This is a genomic window from Acidovorax sp., assembly GCF_016783915.1.
In the GTDB taxonomy this organism is placed as follows: domain Bacteria; phylum Pseudomonadota; class Gammaproteobacteria; order Burkholderiales; family Burkholderiaceae_C; genus Acidovorax.
Genome location: NZ_JADHVT010000008.1, coordinates 12,568 through 30,675, shown reverse-complemented (window position 1 = coordinate 30,675; position 18,108 = coordinate 12,568). Strand labels below are relative to the sequence as shown.

Genomic DNA, 18,108 nt, shown 5'->3' with positions numbered 1-18,108 from the left:
GCCCCGGAATGCCCCGTTTTAAGGCTCCTTCATGTCCGACAACGCCAGTACCCCCGCATCCACCGCCCCGGACTACCGCAGCACGCTGAACCTGCCTGACACCCCCTTCCCCATGCGCGGCGACCTGCCCAAGCGCGAGCCGGGCTGGGTCAAGGACTGGGAAGACCAAGGCATCTACAAGCGCCTGCGTGATGCCCGTCGGGGTGCGCCCAAGTTCATCCTGCACGACGGCCCGCCCTACGCCAACGGCCAGATCCACATGGGCCACGCGGTCAACAAGATCCTGAAGGACATGATCACCAAGGCGCGCCAGCTCGAAGGCTTTGACGCGCTGTACGTGCCTGGCTGGGACTGCCACGGCCTGCCGATCGAGAACGCCATCGAGAAGAAACACGGCCGCAACCTGAGCCGCGACGACATGCAGGCCAAGAGCCGCGCGTTCGCCACGGAGCAGATCGCGCAGCAGATGGTGGACTTCAAACGCCTGGGCGTGCTGGGCGAATGGGACAACCCTTACAAGACCATGAACCCCGCCAACGAAGCGGGCGAAATCCGCGCCTTCAAGCGCGTGATGGAGCGCGGCTTTGTGTACCGTGGCCTCAAGCCCGTGTACTGGTGTTTTGACTGCGGCTCGTCGCTGGCCGAGTTCGAGATCGAGTACCAGGACAAGAAGAGCACCACGCTGGATGTGGCCTTCAAGTCGCACGACCCCGCCAAGCTGGCCGCCGCCTTCGGCTTGCCTGCCTTGACCAAGGAGGCGTTCGTCGTCATCTGGACCACGACCGCCTGGACCATCCCCGCCAACCAGGCCCTGAACCTCAACCCCGAGATCAGCTATGCGCTGGTGGACACGGGCGAGCGCATCCTGCTGGTGGCCGAGCCGCTGGTAGCCTCGTGCCTCGAGCGCTATGGCCTCACCGGCAGCGTGCTGGCCACCACCCTCGGCAAGAACCTGGGCGGCATCGAATTCCAACACCCGCTGTACGACGTGGCCAGCGAGGACGGCAGCTTTGGCTACCGCCGCCTGTCGCCCGTGTACCTGGCCGACTACGCCACGGCCGACGACGGCACCGGTATCGTGCATTCCTCGCCCGCCTACGGTCTGGAAGACTTCAACTCCTGCCGCGCGCATGGCATGGCGCTCGACGAGATCCTGAACCCCGTACAGGGCAACGGAACCTACGCGGCGGACTTCCCGCTGTTTGGCGGCCAGCACATCTGGAAGGCCGTACCCGTCATCATCGAAGCGCTGCGCAACGCAGGCCGCCTGATGACCACCAAGGACATCACCCACAGCTACCCGCACTGCTGGCGCCACAAGACGCCGGTGATCTACCGCGCGGCGGCCCAGTGGTTCATCCGCATGGACGAGGGCGAAGGCGTGTTCACAAAGCCCGGCATGAAGCCCGCCAAGACGCTGCGCCAGATCGCACTGGACGCGATCGAGCACACCAGCTTCTACCCCGAGAACGGCAAGGCCCGCCTGCACGACATGATCGCCGGGCGGCCCGACTGGTGCATCTCGCGCCAGCGCAGCTGGGGCGTGCCCATCCCGTTCTTTTTGCACAAGGATTCGGGCGAGCTGCACCCGCGCACCATGGAGATCATGGACCAGGCGGCTGACATCGTGGAAAAGGGCGGCATCGAAGCCTGGAGCCGCGTGACGACCGAAGAGATCCTGGGCGCCGAAGACGCGCCGCACTACACCAAGAGCACCGACATCCTGGAAGTGTGGTTCGACTCCGGATCCACCTTCAGCCATGTGCTGCGCGGCACGCACCCCGAGGTGCACCATGACACCGGCCCCGAGGCCGACCTCTACCTCGAAGGCCATGACCAGCATCGCGGCTGGTTCCACAGCTCGCTGCTGTTGGCCTCGGCGCTGGAAGGCCGTGCGCCCTACCGCGGCCTGCTGACCCATGGCTTCACCGTGGACAGCCAGGGCCGCAAGATGAGCAAGTCGCTGGGCAATGGCATCGACCCGCAGGAGATCAACAAGAAGCTCGGCGCCGAGATCATCCGCCTGTGGGTGGCCGCCAGCGACTACTCGGGCGACATCGCGGGCGACGAGAAGATCCTGGCGCGCGTGGTGGATGCCTACCGCCGCATCCGCAACACGCTGCGCTTCTTGCTGGCCAACGTGAGCGACTTCAACCCCGCCACAGACGCCGTGCCGTTCGACCAGATGCTGGAGATTGACCGCTACGCGCTCACCCGCGCGTCCGAGTTCCAGGCCGAGGTGCTGGCGCACTACAAGGTGTACGAGTTCCACCCCGTGGTGGCCAAGCTGCAGCTGTACTGCTCGGAAGACCTGGGCGGCTTTTACCTGGACGTGCTCAAGGACCGCCTGTACACCACGGCACCCAAGAGCCTGGCCCGCCGCAGCGCGCAGACCGCGCTCTACAACATCACGCACGCCATGCTGCGCTGGATGGCGCCCTTCCTGTCGTTCACGGCCGAAGAGGCATGGAAGGTGTTCGGCAGCTCCGATTCCATCTTCCTGGAGACCTACGGCAACATCGCAGGCGTGGGCGCTGGCGCCGACGAGGGCTTGCTGGCCAAGTGGGCGCGCTTGCGTGAGATCCGCGACGCAGTGAACAAGGAGATCGAGGCCCTGCGCGCCGCCGGCCAGGTAGGATCGTCGCTGCAGGCGACGGTCACGCTCACGGCTGCGCCCGAAGACCACGCGCTGCTCGCCAGCCTGGGTGATGACCTCAAGTTCGTGTTCATCACCTCCGCTATCGAATTGGTAGCTGGTAGCGCTTTGCAGATCAGCGTCAAGCCCAGTTCAGATGCGAAATGCGAGCGCTGCTGGCACTACCGCAGTGATGTGGGCAGCGATGCCGCCCACCCCACCATCTGCGGCCGTTGCACCAGCAACCTCCATGGGGACGGCGAAAGCCGGGCGCACGCCTGATGGCCCGCACAGCACAAGCCGGGCGCACCGGCGCGGGCATGTGGCCCTGGCTGGCGTGGGCGGTGCTCCTGATGGGGGCCGATCAGATCACCAAGACGCTGATCCTCAACCACTACCAGCTGGGCGACTCCACGTTCATCACCAGCTTCTTCAACATCGTGCGCGCCCACAACACCGGGGCGGCGTTTTCTTTCCTGTCGGACGCGGGCGGCTGGCAGCGCTGGCTGTTCACCGGCATCGGTGTGGTGGCCACGATCTTCATCGTGTGGCAGTTGCGCGCCCACCCGGGCCAGAAACTGTTCAGCTTTGCGCTATCCAGCATCCTGGGCGGAGCGGTAGGCAACGTGGTGGATCGGCTCATGCACGGCTATGTGGTGGACTTTTTGCAGTTCCACTACGCGGGCTGGTACTTCCCATCGTTCAACCTGGCGGATTCGGCCATCACGGTGGGCGCGGCCTGCCTGATCCTGGACGAGCTGCTGAGAGTGCGGCGCGAGCGCTGAGGCCGCCCCCTGACTTCCCCCCCAATACGGCCCGCTGCATGCGGGCCGTGCTGTTTGGGACACCGCAACGCACCCAGCACCGACATGGGCATCTGCTCCAGCGCTATGGATTCAGGAGTATGCTTATGTGTCAGTTTTATGACAGTCCGTGTGTGCGGTTCTTGCATTGGTCCACGGGGTCTGGTCGTAGCAGGGTTTGCGCCCATCACAAGAAGAAGAAACAACGGTTTTCATGAAGCATCTCCTCAATCTCCTGGCAGCCGTGGCGCTGCTGATCTGGGGCACCCACCTGGTGCGCACCGGCATCCTGCGGGTTTTTGGCGCCAACCTGCGCCAGCTGATTGCGCACAGCGTCAGCAGCCGGTTCACCGCCGTGCTCTCAGGCATCGGCGTGACGGCCGTGGTGCAGTCGAGCACGGCCACCGCGCTCATCGTGTCGTCCTTTGTGGGCCAGGGCCTGGTGGGACTGCCCGCCGCGCTGGCCGTGATGCTGGGCGCCGACGTGGGCACCAGCGTGATGGCCGTGGTGTTCTCCATGGATCTGTCGTGGCTGTCGCCCCTTTTCATCTTTGTGGGCGTGGTGCTGTTCATCTCGCGCAAGGACACCGCCGTGGGCCGCGTGGGCCGGGTGCTGATCGGCCTGGGGCTGATGCTGCTGGCGCTGCGCCTCATCACCGAATCGACCACGGTGCTCACCCAGTCGCCCACCGTGCGTACGCTGCTGGGCGCACTCACCAGCGATCTGCTGCTGGAGATTTTTACCGGCGCCATTCTGGCCATCGTGGCGTACTCCAGCCTCGCCACCGTGTTGCTCACAGCGGCGCTGGCGGGCTCGGGCGGTATTCCGGCGGACGTGGCGCTGGGTCTGGTGCTGGGCGCCAACCTGGGCAGCGGCGTGCTGGCGGTGTTGACCACCATGAAGTCCAACGTGCAGACACGCCAGGTACCACTGGGCAACCTGTTCTTCAAGATCATTGGCGTGCTCATCATGACGCCGCTCACGGGCCTGTGGCTGCAGCATGTGAGGCCTTACGTGCCCGAAACCGCCGCCCTGGTGGTGCTGTTCCATCTGGCCTTCAACGTGGTGGTGGGCATTGTCTGCATCGGCCTGACCGGCACGGTGGCTCGCACCGTGCAGCGTCTGCTGCCTGTCGAAAAGGCGCAGGCTGCTGCGGGCACCCGGCCCCAGCATCTGGACCCTTCGGCCCTCGCCACTCCATCCCTTGCCATCTCATGCGCCGCGCGCGAAGCCCTGCACCAGGCCGACGTGGTCGAATCGATGCTGCTGGGCCTGCACAAGGTGATCCGCACCGACGACCTGCAACTGGCGGAGAACCTGCGCAAGCTCGACGACGAGGTGGACGGCCTGTATTCGGCTATCAAGTACTACATGACCAAGATCTCGCGCGAGGCCCTGGACGAACGCGAGGGCCGCCGCTGGGCCGACATCATCAGCTTCACCATCAACATGGAGCAGATCGGCGACATCATCGAGCGCGTGCTCATCGACATCGAGGACAAGAAGATCAAGAAGGGCCGCCAGTTCTCCGAGGCGGGCATGGAAGAGATCAACGAGCTGCACGCCCGCCTGATCGACAACCTGCGGCTGGCGATGAGCGTGTTCTTGAACGGCAGCGTGCGCGATGCGCAAAAGCTGCTCGAAGAAAAAGCGCGTTTTCGCGACCTGGAACACGCCTATTCGGCCACCCACCTGGCACGCCTGTCGGACAACACGGTGCAGAGCATCGAGACCAGCTCGCTGCACATCGACCTGATCAGCGAACTCAAGCGCATCAACTCGCTGTTGTGCTCGGTGGCCTACCCCATCCTGGAATCGGCCGGTGCCCTGGCGCCCAGCCGCCTGCGCACGCTCAACGAACAAAGTTGAAGCCTTTTGGGCTGCAGGCGCATATTCTCCATACGCTTTCAGCTACATAAAATATAGCAAACTGGCGTCTACGCACTGCGCTGCGCATAGCGCTGCGCCAGCACCGCACACACCATCAGCTGCATCTGGTGGAACACCATGATGGGCAGCACGATGGCGCCCACCGCGTGCGACGCAAACAGCACCTTGGCCATGGGCACACCGCTGGCCAGGCTCTTCTTGGAGCCGCAGAACACCAGGGTGATTTCGTCCTCCTTAGAGAAACCCATGCGCCGCGCGACCCAGGTGGTGGTCACCAGCGCCAGGGTCAGCAGCACGGCGCACACAACCACCAGGCCCAGCAGCGCAGACGCGGGCAGCTGCCGCCACAACCCCTCGACCACCGCCGCACTGAAGGCAGTGAACACCACCAGCAGGATGGAGCCCTGGTCCACCAGCTTGAGCGCGGCCGCCCGGCGTTGCACAAAACCGCCAATCCACGGACGCAGCAGGTGGCCCGCCACAAAGGGCACCAGCAGCTGCAAGGTGATGCGGCCGATGTTGGCCAGCGTGTCATGCTGCGCAGCACCCGCCTGCTGCTGTGCCTCGGGCAGCAGCAGACCCACCAGCAGCGGTGTGATCACAATGCCCAGCAGGGTCGATGCCGACGCGCTGCAGATGGCCGCAGGCATGTTGCCGCGCGCCATGGCCGTGAACGCAATGGCCGACTGCACGGTGGCTGGCAGCACGCACAGGTACAGGATGCCGGTGTAAAGCCCGGGCGTGACCAGCGGCAGCAGCACCGGCCGCAGCGCCCAGCCCAGCAGCGGGAACAGCACAAACGTGGTGCCCACGACCACCAGGTGCAGCCGCCAGTGCGAGAGCCCCGCCACAATGGCATCCCGCGAGAGCTTGGCCCCGTGCAAGAAGAACAGCAGCGCCACAGCGGCGACGGTGATGCCCTCCAGCGCCTGCGCCACCACGCCCGATGCAGGCAACACACTTGCGAGGGTGACGGTGCCCAGCAAGGCCAGGGTGAAGTTGTCAGGGAGAAAACGGGAACGGGCCATGGGTGACAGCGCAGCGGCAGCGCAAAAAAAATGCAAAAGGACATGGGGCACACAAACCCCAAAGACACGCATTGGACCGCAGCCTGATTCCAAAGAGAAATGGATTTCTCTGATGGATTTATGATTCGAGCGCATGAATATCACCCTGCGCCAGCTGCATGTGTTTCAGTCGGTGGCCGCCACCCGCAACTTCAGCCGCACCGGCGATGCGGTGGGCCTGACCCAACCAGCCGTGAGCCGCTGCATCACCGAGCTGGAAGCCCAGCTGGGCCTGAAGCTGCTCAACCGCACCACGCGCGAAGTGACGCTGACCGATGCGGGCCAGCGCCTGTCGGCACGCCTGCCGCGTGTGCTGGAGGAGCTGGAGAACACGCTGCTGGACGTGAGGGAACTGGCCACAGAGCGGCGCGGCCGCGTGCGTGTGGCCAGCAGCCCCACGCTGTCGGCCAACCTCATGCCCGACTGCATCGCCGACTGCCAGCGCACCCTGCCTGGGCTGGAGCTGGTGCTGCTGGACCGCATCCAGAGCGCAGTACTGGCCAGCGTGCTGTCGGGCGAGGTGGACTTTGGCGTGGTCATCGACCCCAGCGAGCGCGACGCGCTGCACTGCGAGACCATCCTGACCGAACCCTTTTGCCTGGCCTGCCCACCCGGCCACCGGCTGGCGGGCAAACGCCAGGTGCGCTGGACCGACCTGCAAGGCGAAGCGCTGGTGCTGCTGGACCACGACTCCGGCAGCCGCCGCCTGATCGACCGCGCCCTGGCCGAGCACGGCGTGACCTGCACGGTGGCCCAGGAGGTGGGCCACCCCACCACCATCTTCCGCATGCTGGACGCAGGCCTGGGCATCTCGGTGATCCCCACCCTGGCGCTCCCGCCAGAAGGCCTGACACGGCTGGCGGTGCGCCCCCTGGTGCCGCGCGTGGACCGCGAGATCATGCTGGTACACCGGAGGCACCGCGCGCTCTCGCCCGTGGCGCAGGCGGCCTGGGACCTGGTGAAAACGGTGGCGGTGCAGCGCAACACCCAGACGCCAGGCAGAAGAATCCAGTGAGAGCAGCCCGCGCGCATGGCCAACGGCCGGCTGCGGGCTTAAAGAAGAGCTCCACACACCGCTGGATGCAGCCGTGCGGGCCACGTTACAGGGCCTGGGCTGCGTCCCGGCCAGCGCGGGGAACGCCTGCAACGCCCACACCACACCGGCGACTACACCCCTAGAAACCCCGCAATCACCAGCCCGGCTTCCAGGGTGAACAAACCCTGGGCCACGCGCTCGCGCACCACATCGAGGGGGAGCAGCTCAAAGTGCTCAACCTCACCGTCCTGGTTGTCGGGCTCCATGCCCTGAGGCACCTGGGCACGGAACCAGTCAATGCGCTCGACCATGAAGCCCGCGCCACCGCCCTCGCGGCTGGGGCGGCTGAACAGCACCTGCCCACCGTGCGCCACGTCGGCCAGCGCTTCCACCCGCAGGCCGGCCTCTTCCCAGGTTTCACGGGCCAGGGCCTGCGGCAGAGAGTCGGCGGCCGAGACCATGCCGCCCATCAGCGTGTCCCAGAGCCCGGGATTATTGGGTTTGGTCAAGGAGCGCTTTTGCACCCACATGCGTCCATCAGGCGCCAGGCCCACCAGGTGCACAGCACGGGTGGCCACGCCCAGCACGCGCACCGCCCCGCGCTCCACGGTGCCGATGACCTCGCCCGCCGGGTTGGTGACCGCCAACTGCTCGTTGCGCCAAGGGCCACACAGGCCCGCATCGCGCAGCGCGGCCGCCAGGGTGTTGAGGGCATCCGTGGTGTCAGCGGGTGATGCCTGCAAATGCCAAGCACGGCCCTCAGAATGCTCTGCTTCTGATAGCTGGTAGCACTTATGAATCAAGCGCTTCAGGCTGATCTGACTGAAAAACCCCGGCGCTACCGAGCCCACCACCTGCCCCGCCACCACCAGGGGCTGGCGCGGCTGGGCCGGGGGCTGCTGCGCCGCCCGGCGCGCACCTGCCAGCCACTGGTCGAACGTGGGCGTCTGAACAGCCGCGGTCACAGCGTGAGGATGGTGCAGCCGGTGGTCTTGCGCGCTTCCAGGTCGCGGTGCGCCTGCTGCACATCGGCCAGCGGGTAGCGCTGGTCGATATGGATCTTCACCTGCCCGCTGGCCACCACGGCAAACAGGTCGTCGGCCATCGCCTGCGTGGCCTCGCGCGTGGCGATGTGGGTGAACAGGGTCTGGCGTGTAACGTAGAGCGAGCCCTTGGCGCCCAGGCTTCCGGGCGCAAACGGTGCCACCGGGCCCGAGGCGTTGCCGAAGCTGGCCATCAACCCGAAGGGGCGCAGGCACTCGAGCGACTTGTCCCAGGTGTCCTTGCCCACGGAGTCATAGACCACCTTCACGCCCTTGCCGCCAGTGATCTCCTTCACCCGCGCCGCAAAGTCCTCGGTGCTGTAGTTGATGGCATGCGCCGCGCCGTTGGCCAGCGCCAGCTGGCACTTGGCATCCGACCCCGCCGTGCCGATGAGCTGCAGGCCCAGCGCCTTGGCCCATTGGCACGCGATCAGGCCTACACCACCCGCAGCAGCATGGAACAGCACATGGTCACCGGGCTGCAAGCCTTCCACGGGCAGCGTCTTCTTGAGCAGGTACTGCGCCGTCAGGCCCTTGAGCATCATGGCCGCACCGGTCTCGAAGCTGATGGCATCGGGCAGCTTGCACACGCACTTGGCAGGCATCACGCGCACTTCACAATAGGCGCCGGGCGGGTTGCTGGCATAGGCGGCGCGGTCGCCCACCTTCAGGTGCGTGACGCCCTCGCCCACCGCCTCGATCACGCCCGCGCCTTCCATGCCGATGGTGGCGGGCATGCTCAAAGGGTACAGGCCCGTGCGGTGATACACGTCGATGAAGTTCAGACCGATGGCGTGGTGGCGGATGCGGACCTCGCCGGGGCCAGGCTCGCCCACGGTAACGTCAACGATGTGGAGTTCTTCGGGACCACCGTGCTGGCGGATCTGAACGGCAAGGCTCATGGCAAACGTCTCCTCAAACAAAAAAATGGGGCTGGAATCACGACGGCGGCCATCCTGCCACGAATCGCGTGTGGTTGCCGAAGGCCCGTGAGGCATCGATCTGCACTGGGGCCTTGTGCCCCAGGCGCAGCATGGCCCGGCCCGCACCGTTACAGTGCAGCCCCATGACTCAAAAAATCACACCCGGCACGGCCGTGCTGCTGGTGATTCCGCCCCTGCTTTGGGCCGGCAACGCGGTGGTAGGGCGGCTGGTGCATGACCTGATTCCCCCCATCACCCTGAACTTCATCCGCTGGGTGCTGGCCTTTGCCATCCTTCTGCCCCTGGCCCACGGCGTGCTGCGCGCCGACAGCCCCCTGTGGCCCCACTGGCGCCGCTATGCGCTGCTGGGGCTGCTGGGCATCGGGGCCTACAACGCGCTGCAGTACATGGCGCTGCAGACCTCCACACCCATCAACGTGACGCTGGTGGGCTCCAGCATGCCAGTGTGGATGCTGGCTGTGGGTGCCCTGTTCTTCGGGGCCACAGTGACCCGGCGGCAGGTGCTGGGGGCACTGCTGTCGGTGTGTGGTGTGCTGCTGGTGCTCAGCCGGGGCGAGTGGTCGCAGCTGCTGGCCTTCCGCCTGGTGCCGGGGGACCTGTTCATGCTGCTGGCCACCATCTCGTGGGCGTTCTACAGCTGGCTGCTGTCGCGCACCACCGAGCCCTCCAGCATCCGGGGCGATTGGGCCGCATTCTTGATGGCGCAGATGGTGTTTGGGCTGGCCTGGTCGGGCAGCTTTGCTGGGGCCGAATGGGCCAGCGGGCGCACGCACATCGAATGGGGCTGGCCGCTGGTCGCCGCCCTGGCCTTCATTGCCGTGGGACCTGCGGTGGTGGCCTACCGCTGCTGGGGCGTGGGCGTGCAGCGCGCCGGGCCTGCGGTGGCGGGGTTTTTCATCAACCTCACGCCGCTGTTTGCCGGGGTGCTGTCGGCGGCGTTTCTGGGCGACACGCCCAAAGCGTTCCACGCTGTCGCGTTCACGCTGATCGTGGGGGGCATCGTGGTGTCGTCACGGCGCTGACGGATTCAATTTTTGATAAATATCGGCAGTAGCGCCGGTATCTGTTGCCCTAGCCGCTATACAAAACGTAGCACACAGCGGTGCTCAGCTGCACCGCTCAGCCTGGCGCAATGGCGGTGGTGGTGGACTCCATCAACGCCTCCAGATCGGCCACCGGAGTGGGCCGCCCCAGCAGGTAGCCCTGAAAGTACACACAGCCATGCCGGGCCAGGAAGTCCTTTTGTGCCTCGGTTTCCACCCCTTCGGCAATCACATCCAGCTCCAGGTTGCGTGCCATGCCGAGGATGGTCTGGACGATCACATCGTCGGTATGCCGCACCCCCAGGTTGCGCACAAAGGACTGGTCGATCTTGAGCTGGTCCAGCGGCAACCGCGTGAGATAAGCCAGCGATGAATAGCCGGTGCCAAAGTCGTCCACCGAAAAGCGCACGCCCTTGGTCTTGAGCGTGCCGATCTTGGCGATGGTGTCGTCCACGTTGTCCAGCACCAGCGACTCGGTCAATTCGAGCTTGAGCAAATGCGGGCGGGCGCCGGTCTCGCGCAGCACCTCCACCACCCGCGCCACAAAGTCGCGCTGGCGAAACTGCCGCGCACTCACGTTGACCGACACCTGCAGGTGCCGGTAGCGTTCGTCCCCTTGCCAGGCCGCCAGTTGCTCGCAGGCGGTACGCAGCACCCAGTGGCCCATGGGCACGATGAGTTCGCTCTCTTCGGCCACGCCAATGAATTCGCCAGGGGGGACCAGCCCGCGCTCCGGGTGTTGCCAGCGGATCAGGGCCTCGGCGCCCACCATGCGGCCGTCCAGATGGAACTGCGGCTGGTAGTGCAGCACAAATTGCCGCCCCGTGAGCGCCATCTGCAGGTCAGTCTCCAGCTGTGCACGCATGCTGATGACGATCTGCATCTGGGGGTCAAAAAAGCACAGTGCGTTACGCCCCTGCGATTTGACCTGGTACATGGCGATGTCGGCCTCCTTGAGCAGATCCACCGAAGAGTGCACGGAGCCACCCATCAGCGTGGCGCCGATGCTGGGCGTGCTGTGGTGCGCGTTGCCACCCAGCGTGTAGGGCACGTTGAGCTTGCGCAAGATTTTCTCGCCCACCCGGCGCGCCTGGGCTGCGGCCTCATCGCGGTGGACCGACAGGTCGCTGAGCATGACCACGAATTCGTCGCCCCCCAGGCGCGCCACCGTGTCCTCGCGCCGTACGCAGGTCTTCAGGCGCTGGGCCACCTGGCGCAGCAGCATGTCGCCCACCTCGTGGCCCCGCGTGTCATTCAATGTCTTGAAGTGGTCCAGATCCAGGAACAGCAGGGCCCCGTACTGTCCACTGCGCACGCTGGCGGCAATGGCCTGCTGCATGCGGTCCATCAGCAAGCGGCGGTTGGGCAGGTTGGTCAGTGGGTCGTAAAAGGCCAGGCTCTCGATCTCGGTGCTGGCCTTGCGCAGCGCAGTGACGTCGTGGTAGCTGATGACCAGCCCGCCGTCGGGCGTGGAACGTTCGGTGATCTGAATGGTGCTGCCGTTGGCGTAAGACTGTTCGCGCGGCTCGGGTTGATGCTTTTGGCGATGCAGACGCTGGTCTACCCACCGCTTGCGCTCGTCGTCGGACATGCGGGGCACATGGTGCTCCACCGTGGCCTCCAGCACCGCGCGAAAGGGCACCAGCGGCGTGATGACGCCGTGCAGCCAGGGGAGAATCGTCTCCAGCTGGCGGTTCCACTGCACCACGCGCTGCTGGCTGTCCAGCAGCAGGAAGCCGCTCACCATGGACTCCAGCGCCTGATCCAACGTGGCCTTGGACTGCGCGATGGCCAGGCGGGCCTGGGACATCCGGTCCACGTAGCGCAGTGCCAACCCCCCTGCCGCAAAGATCATGGCAATGAAGAGTGCGGTGGTCAGTGCAATGGCCTCGCGCTGGTCACGCCAATTGGCCAGCGCCGCGTCCAAGGGAATGCTGGCTGCAATGCGCAGGTCTTGGTACAGGATGGGCCGGAACACCACCAACGATGGCTCGCCGGTCAGACGCGCCGGGGCCTGCCAGGCCATACCCTGATCGGACAGATCGCCGATAGGCGGCGTGAGGGTGGGCACTGTCACGTCTTCGCGGTTGGGCACGCTGAGCAGCAGTTGCCCGGTGGCGCGCTCCAGCGTCACCTGCAGGCCGCTTATGTCCACACCCTGCACCAGCACCGAGCTGAGGGCCGATACCGGCAGCTCGGCCACGGCCACCACCCGCGAGCTGTCTGCCATGCGCAGGTGGCGCGCAAAGTACAGCACCCGCTCGGAACTGGCGAAGCTCACGACCGGCGCGCTGACCATCAGCATGGACACAGGTTGCTCCAGCACGCTCTCCAGAAAACCGGCAGGCAGCTGTACCTGCAGGCTTCCGCCAGCGGGGTCGGACGATGCCACGGTCTTGCCGGTGCCATCGAGCACCGCCACATAGCGCACCATGAGGTTCTGCCGGGCCGACCCACGCAGCCGCTGGCTGGCAGTGTCGGCGTCCACCCATGCCGTCATGGCGTTGGACAGGCCCAGCAGCTCGTCCATGCTGGCCAGCAGCACGTCCACAGCCAGCAGAGAGCGGTTGAGGGCAGCCTCCGCACCGGCCACAAAGCGAGTGGCTTGTGCCTCGCTATCGGCCAGCGCGGCCTGGCGGGCGTTCCATGCCAGGGCGCCGGCCACCGCCACCACGGCCGCCACAAACACGGCAGCGCCCGCCCAGACATAGGCCTTGATGCGCGAGGGTACGGCGGACTCTGTCATTTCGCAGGCGCTGCCTGCAGCCCACGCGCGGGCCCGATGGTCTGGTTCCAGACCTGTGCGCAGCGAGCGCCACAACGCTGCACCCAGCGCGGCAGTACGGTGGATTCGAGGATCTCCTGGCGGCTGCGCTCATCCTGGGGCGACACAGGCACCACCACCATGCTGCCCTTGGTACCGCCGCTGCAGGTGGACGCGCCCCGGTTGCAAGCCAGGCCGTCGGCGGTTTCACGCTCGGACTCGGCCCAGATGGCGGCCTCCAGGCGGGGCAGCTCGCGCTTGAGCAGCGTGCGCAGGTCGGCCGGCAGCGCCGCCCAGGCGGCCTGGTTGGCACCGAACACCGCCAGCCCCCAAGTCACCGGCAGGGTATGCACGTGGGTGGTGAGCGCCGGCAGGCCAAGCATGTTGCCCGACATGGTGCCGGTAATGGCGCATTCGGTATTGCCCGCGGTCAAGCTGGGCACGATCTGCGAAAAGCTCGTCAGCACGGGTACCCCGCCCAAGGCACCCACAAAGTCGGCCTGGCTGGCCGACGACACACGCACGCGGCGGCCAGTCAGCTCGGCCAACGTACGCAGTGGCTTCTTGCAGAACACCACCTGCGCCGGGTACACGTAGATGGCGAGTGCCTCGACGCCATGCTGTTCGCGCAACGCCTTTTCAAGGTAGGGGCGAAACGCGGCCAGCGTGGTCTTGAGCGTGGCAAGGTCGGGGTTCAGCCCGGCCAGGTCGGGCGCGGTGTATTCGGGGTATTGCGCGGTGAACGAACTCATCAGGGTGGTGCCAAAAGGAACCACACCCAGCTGCAACAGCCGCAGCATTTCGGCCCCGGGCACGCCGGCCCGGTCAAACGGCACGATCTCGGCCTGGAAACGCCCGGCGCTCAGTCGAGAAAGCTCTTTGGTCCAGAAAGGCTCTTCCTGCCGGATGTACTGGCTGAGACCAGCCAAACCGCCCACGATGCGCAACCGGTACGGAGCTGCCGGTGTGGTGCCCGCCCCTGGCATGTTGGCCGCATCGGCTGCCTGCACCGCACCCAAAACGCCCAGCACCATACACAGCAGGACGCAGTGGCGTTTCAGGCGCAGCAGAAAGGGTGTGTGGGCAGGGTGCATGACGGCGGACAGTAGCAGGCGCTGGCCCGCAGTATTCCACCAATTATTCAGCGTGCCGCCAAAGCTGTCGGCAAAACACCACGGGCGCAAACCCGTTCTGCGGAAGCACTGCGCCCGCCCAGCCCACCGGGCCACGCCAGGCCCGGCCTGCGTCAGAACGTGCCAGGGTAGGCACCGCCATCAGCGAGCACGTTCTGCCCGGTCATGTAGCCGGCCTGAACGCTGCACAGGAAGGCGCAAATGGCGCCGAACTCTTCGGCGGTGCCGTAGCGCCCAGCCGGAATCTGCGCCTGCTGCGCAGAGCGTACGTCCTGGACGCTCTTGCCCGCCTTGCTGGCGGCTGCAGTGACGGTGGCGGCGAGCCGGTCGGTGTCGAACTTGCCGGGCAGCAGGTTGTTGATGGTCACCCCACGCGCTGCGATCTTGCTGCGCGAGACACCCGCCACAAACCCCGTAAGACCACTGCGAGCGCCGTTGGACAGCCCCAGGATGTCAATGGGCGCCTTCACAGCGCTGGAGGTGATGTTGACGATGCGACCGAACCCTCGGGCAGCCATGCCATCCACCGTGGCCTGGATCAGCTCGATGGGGGTCAGCATGTTGGCATCCACAGCCTTGATCCATGCATCGCGATTCCAGTCCCGAAAGTCGCCGGTCGGCGGGCCACCTGCGTTGGTGACCACGATGTCAAAGTCACGCCCCGGTCCTCCGGCTACCGAGAACACCGCCGCACGCCCCTCGGCGGTGGTGATGTCTGCAGCCACAGCCAGCACCTGCGGTGATACACCCTTTTGGCCGCTAGCGCCGGTTACATTTGCACTTTCAGCTATTAAAAGAGTAGCAGCCTGGTTTAACGCCTCGGCGTTGCGGGCGTTGATGACCACATGGACACCCTCGCGCACCAGCGCCTGTGCGCAGCCATAACCCAGCCCCTTGCTCGCGCCACACACCAGCGCCCATTTGCCTGCAATACCCAAATCCATAACAATCTCCGGTTTCTCGCTGCGTGCCGCAGCCACAACAAATCATAAGTGGAGAGTTACAAAATGATCCGGCTGCACTGCAGAGCCCTGGCTCCCTGGCTGGCATCGGCCGCGATGGCCCTGGTGCCCTTTCTGGCAGGCACAGCACATGCCCAGGAGGCGGCTGTGGTCAAACGCGCCACTCAGCTGCGCGACAGCCCAGCAGAAAGCGGCGCCAGCGTGGCCCCCCTGGAAGCCAACTCCGTGGTCACGCGCACGAGCGAGCGCAAGGGGCCCTGGACCAAGGTGAGTACGCCACAAGGCGCCACAGGCTGGGTCCACATGTTTGACCTGGGCCCGCAGTCTGGCGCAGCGCCCACCAGTGGAAATGCCGCCACCAGCGGGATGCGCGGCTTGGGTGGCCTGTTTGGCGGCAATGGCGGCAACACAACGACGGCAACTTCCACCGTAGGCATCCGGGGTCTGGGCGCCGAAGACATCGCCAAGGCACAACCGAACCCTGCCGCCGTGAACCAAGCCGAGGGCCTGCGTGTCAATGCCGACCAGGCTCGCCAGTTCGCCAGCAACGCAGCGCTGCAACCACGCAACGTGGCCCCGCTGGCTGAGCCGCCCCGGTCCTCCTCCAGTGGTGGATCAGGGGCGACAGGCTCGTCCAACAACCCGTCCGACCCCAATTTCAGCCCCAACTGAGCGAGAGCTGTCATGCGCCTGCCCCAATCCCTCCGCCGCACCCGGCTGCTCGCAACGGCGTGCACAGCCCTGGCCCTGACCCTGCTGCCCAGCCAGGGGCAGAGCCAGGGTGTCATGAACCTGCTCAATGCCCTGGGCGGCGGTGGCAGCACCAACAGCAGCACCGGCGGCGGCCTGCTGGGTGCCATCACCGGCGGGGGCAGCCCCGCAGGCCAGGGGGATGACCTCATCAGCATGCTCACCCGTTCGGTCGAGAGCATCGATGAACCCCGCGAAATCGAGATCGGCCGCCAACTCTCGGCCGTGCTGCTGGGCAGCAAACCCCTGCACCCGGACATGGCACTGCAGCGCTACGTGAACCAGCTCGGGCGCTGGATCAGCCTGCAATCGCCCCGCCCCAATCTGCCCTGGACCTTTGTGGTGCTGGATGACCCCGGCTACAACGCGTTTGCGGCACCGGGTGGTTATGTGTTCGTGACCAAGGGATTGATCGACCGCTGCGCCGACGAGGCCGAGCTGGCTGGCATCCTGGCCCACGAAATCACACACGTCACCGCCAAACACCACCTGTTGGCCATTCGCAAGACAGCACAGTCGGGCATGCTGACCCAGCTGGTGGCGTCCCAGATCAAGACCAATGCCGTGGGCAACGTGGTGGCCTCGCAATTTTTGGCACTGGGGCGCAACCTGTACGCACGCGGCCTGGACCAGACCGATGAGTACGACGCCGACCGCACCGGCGTGGCCCTGGCCACCCGCGCTGGCTTCGACCCGTATGGACTGGTGTCGGTGCTTCAGCAGCTGCGCACTGCCACCCCGGACAACCCGGCCTTCACGCTGGCGCTGGCCACCCACCCGCCAGCCCAGGCACGGCTGGAGCAGCTGGAGATGGCCATGGGTAAAAACCTCGATGGTTTCACGGGGGCGGCCCCGGTAACAGTAGCCCAGCGCATGAACCCCAAGGCCCCTGCCGCAGCCACAGCAGCTCCATCGCCAGCTGCCCCGGCCGAGGCGCCGGCCCGCAAGTCAGCACCCAGGAAAAAGACATCGTAGAACGCGCGAGAAGGCCCTGGCTGCGCGACGCCAAGTGGCTGTGGCCACGGCCTTCAGGCCCTTCGCGCCATGCGCGTGAAGGTGAAGATGCCCGCGACTACCAGCACCGTACCCGCTGCCACCCACACCGTGAAGGGTTCGCCCAGAATCCACACGCCCATGAGGATGGTGGACAACGGGCCCACCATGCCCGTCTGCGCGGTCATGCCAGCGCCAACGCGCTCAATGGCCATCATCACCATCAGCACGGGCGCGGCAGTGCACAGGGTAGCGTTGAGCACTGACAACCAGATCACCTCTGGCGCCACCACCGCCGCACTCAGCGGTCGCAGCACCACAAACTGCAACAGGCAGCACAGGCAAGCCACGGTGGTGGCAAGCCCCACCAACCGCAGCGCGCCCAAGCGCTGCACCATCTCGCCGCTGTAAACCAGATAGATGGCATAGCTGACTGCACTCAGGAACACCAGCAAGGTGCCCCAGGCCGCGTTGGCGCCTTGCAGGTTGGCCTCGTGACCAAACACCAGCACCACGCCGCAGTAGCTCACCAGCATGCCTGCCGCCTGCGCCCAGCGGATACCGCGCCCGTACAGCACCCAGCCCAGCAGCACGACCAGCGTGGGGTTGAGGTACAGAATGAGCCGCTCCAGGCTGGCACTGATGTAGGCGAGCCCTGCAAAGTCGAGAAAACTCGCCAGGTAATAACCGGTGACACCCAGGCCCAGCACTCCCAGCCAGTCCTTGCGGGTGAGCGGCGGCTTGCCCCGGCTGGCCCACCAGGCCATCACGGCGAAGATGGGCAGCGCAAACAGCATGCGGTACATGATGAGCGTGACTGCATCCACCCCATAGCGGTAGGCCAGCTTGACGATGATGGCCTTGCCGCTGAAGGCGATGGAGCCAAGGAATGCCAGCACGAGGCCAGATGCAACGCTCTTCTTCTCAATGGTCACGGGTATGAAGGGGCGCGAAGCGCCCGCTGGAGTATTTGCCCGGCAGCGGTCGCCGGAGCGTTGCGCCCAGTGTGACACGGCAGGGCCGGCGCAGGCCATCGAACCTCTG

14 protein-coding genes are annotated in these 18,108 nt (G+C 65.9%); 7 read left to right on the top strand and 7 right to left on the bottom strand.

Annotation, left to right across the window (positions count from 1 at the left end; translation table 11 throughout):
• Window positions 1-31: 31 nt before the first annotated feature.
• The 3 genes from ileS (at window position 32) to ISS20_RS03305 (ending at window position 5,308) form a co-directional block, all read left to right on the top strand.
• Entirely contained in the window at window positions 32-2,917 is a 2,886-nt protein-coding gene (gene ileS / locus ISS20_RS03315) for an isoleucine--tRNA ligase (protein ID WP_291433666.1), read from the top strand.
• A complete protein-coding gene (lspA, locus tag ISS20_RS03310; RefSeq protein WP_291433664.1) occupies window positions 2,917-3,420 on the top strand; it encodes a signal peptidase II in 504 nt (167 codons plus the stop codon). Before ileS ends, lspA begins: the two co-directional genes overlap by 1 nt.
• Before the next feature lie 232 nt (window positions 3,421-3,652).
• Window positions 3,653-5,308 carry a Na/Pi cotransporter family protein gene (locus tag ISS20_RS03305; RefSeq protein WP_291433662.1) on the top strand — a complete coding sequence of 552 codons (1,656 nt, stop codon included), beginning with the start codon at window positions 3,653-3,655 and terminating at the stop codon, window positions 5,306-5,308.
• Between the two features lie 68 nt (window positions 5,309-5,376).
• Here ISS20_RS03305 and ISS20_RS03300 read toward each other — a convergent pair whose 3' ends face one another.
• A complete protein-coding gene (locus tag ISS20_RS03300; RefSeq protein ID WP_291433660.1) occupies window positions 5,377-6,357 on the bottom strand; it encodes a bile acid:sodium symporter family protein in 981 nt (326 codons plus the stop codon).
• Window positions 6,358-6,490: 133 nt separating this feature from the next.
• Here ISS20_RS03300 and ISS20_RS03295 point away from each other — a divergent pair, with 133 nt between their 5' ends.
• Window positions 6,491-7,411, top strand: coding sequence for a LysR family transcriptional regulator (locus ISS20_RS03295; protein ID WP_291433658.1), 921 nt, complete (start codon window positions 6,491-6,493; stop codon window positions 7,409-7,411).
• 152 nt (window positions 7,412-7,563) lie between these two features.
• On the opposite strand, the gene ISS20_RS03290 is transcribed toward ISS20_RS03295, so the two are convergent.
• Together ISS20_RS03290 and ISS20_RS03285 are read right to left on the bottom strand one after the other, a co-directional pair.
• Entirely contained in the window at window positions 7,564-8,397 is an 834-nt protein-coding gene (locus tag ISS20_RS03290; protein WP_291433656.1) for a DUF4743 domain-containing protein, read from the bottom strand.
• Window positions 8,394-9,377, bottom strand: coding sequence for a quinone oxidoreductase (locus ISS20_RS03285; RefSeq protein WP_291433653.1), 984 nt, complete (start codon window positions 9,375-9,377; stop codon window positions 8,394-8,396). Before ISS20_RS03285 ends, ISS20_RS03290 begins: the two co-directional genes overlap by 4 nt.
• A gap of 164 nt (window positions 9,378-9,541) precedes the next feature.
• On the opposite strand from ISS20_RS03285, the gene ISS20_RS03280 reads away from it, so the two are divergent.
• A complete protein-coding gene (locus ISS20_RS03280) occupies window positions 9,542-10,441 on the top strand; it encodes a DMT family transporter (protein WP_291433651.1) in 900 nt (299 codons plus the stop codon).
• A gap of 97 nt (window positions 10,442-10,538) precedes the next feature.
• On the opposite strand, the gene ISS20_RS03275 is transcribed toward ISS20_RS03280, so the two are convergent.
• The 3 genes from ISS20_RS03275 to ISS20_RS03265 form a co-directional block, all read right to left on the bottom strand.
• Window positions 10,539-13,208 carry an EAL domain-containing protein gene (locus ISS20_RS03275; protein ID WP_291433649.1) on the bottom strand — a complete coding sequence of 890 codons (2,670 nt, stop codon included), beginning with the start codon at window positions 13,206-13,208 and terminating at the stop codon, window positions 10,539-10,541.
• Window positions 13,205-14,212 (bottom strand): TRAP transporter substrate-binding protein, encoded by a 1,008-nt coding sequence (locus tag ISS20_RS03270; protein WP_291433743.1) that lies wholly within the window; start codon window positions 14,210-14,212, stop codon window positions 13,205-13,207. The genes ISS20_RS03275 and ISS20_RS03270 overlap by 4 nt, the downstream gene beginning before the upstream one ends.
• Window positions 14,213-14,472: 260 nt before the next feature.
• Window positions 14,473-15,303 (bottom strand): SDR family oxidoreductase, encoded by an 831-nt coding sequence (locus ISS20_RS03265; protein WP_291433647.1) that lies wholly within the window; start codon window positions 15,301-15,303, stop codon window positions 14,473-14,475.
• A 63-nt stretch (window positions 15,304-15,366) separates the two neighbouring features.
• Here ISS20_RS03265 and ISS20_RS03260 point away from each other — a divergent pair, with 63 nt between their 5' ends.
• Window positions 15,367-15,993, top strand: a complete 627-nt coding sequence (locus ISS20_RS03260) for an SH3 domain-containing protein (RefSeq protein WP_291433645.1) — start codon at window positions 15,367-15,369, stop codon at window positions 15,991-15,993.
• Window positions 15,994-16,005: 12 nt separating this feature from the next.
• Window positions 16,006-17,046, top strand: a complete 1,041-nt coding sequence (locus tag ISS20_RS03255) for a M48 family metalloprotease (RefSeq protein ID WP_291433643.1) — start codon at window positions 16,006-16,008, stop codon at window positions 17,044-17,046.
• Between the two features lie 53 nt (window positions 17,047-17,099).
• On the opposite strand, the gene ISS20_RS03250 is transcribed toward ISS20_RS03255, so the two are convergent.
• Window positions 17,100-17,999 (bottom strand): DMT family transporter, encoded by a 900-nt coding sequence (locus ISS20_RS03250; RefSeq protein ID WP_291433641.1) that lies wholly within the window; start codon window positions 17,997-17,999, stop codon window positions 17,100-17,102.
• Window positions 18,000-18,108 lie beyond the last annotated feature (109 nt).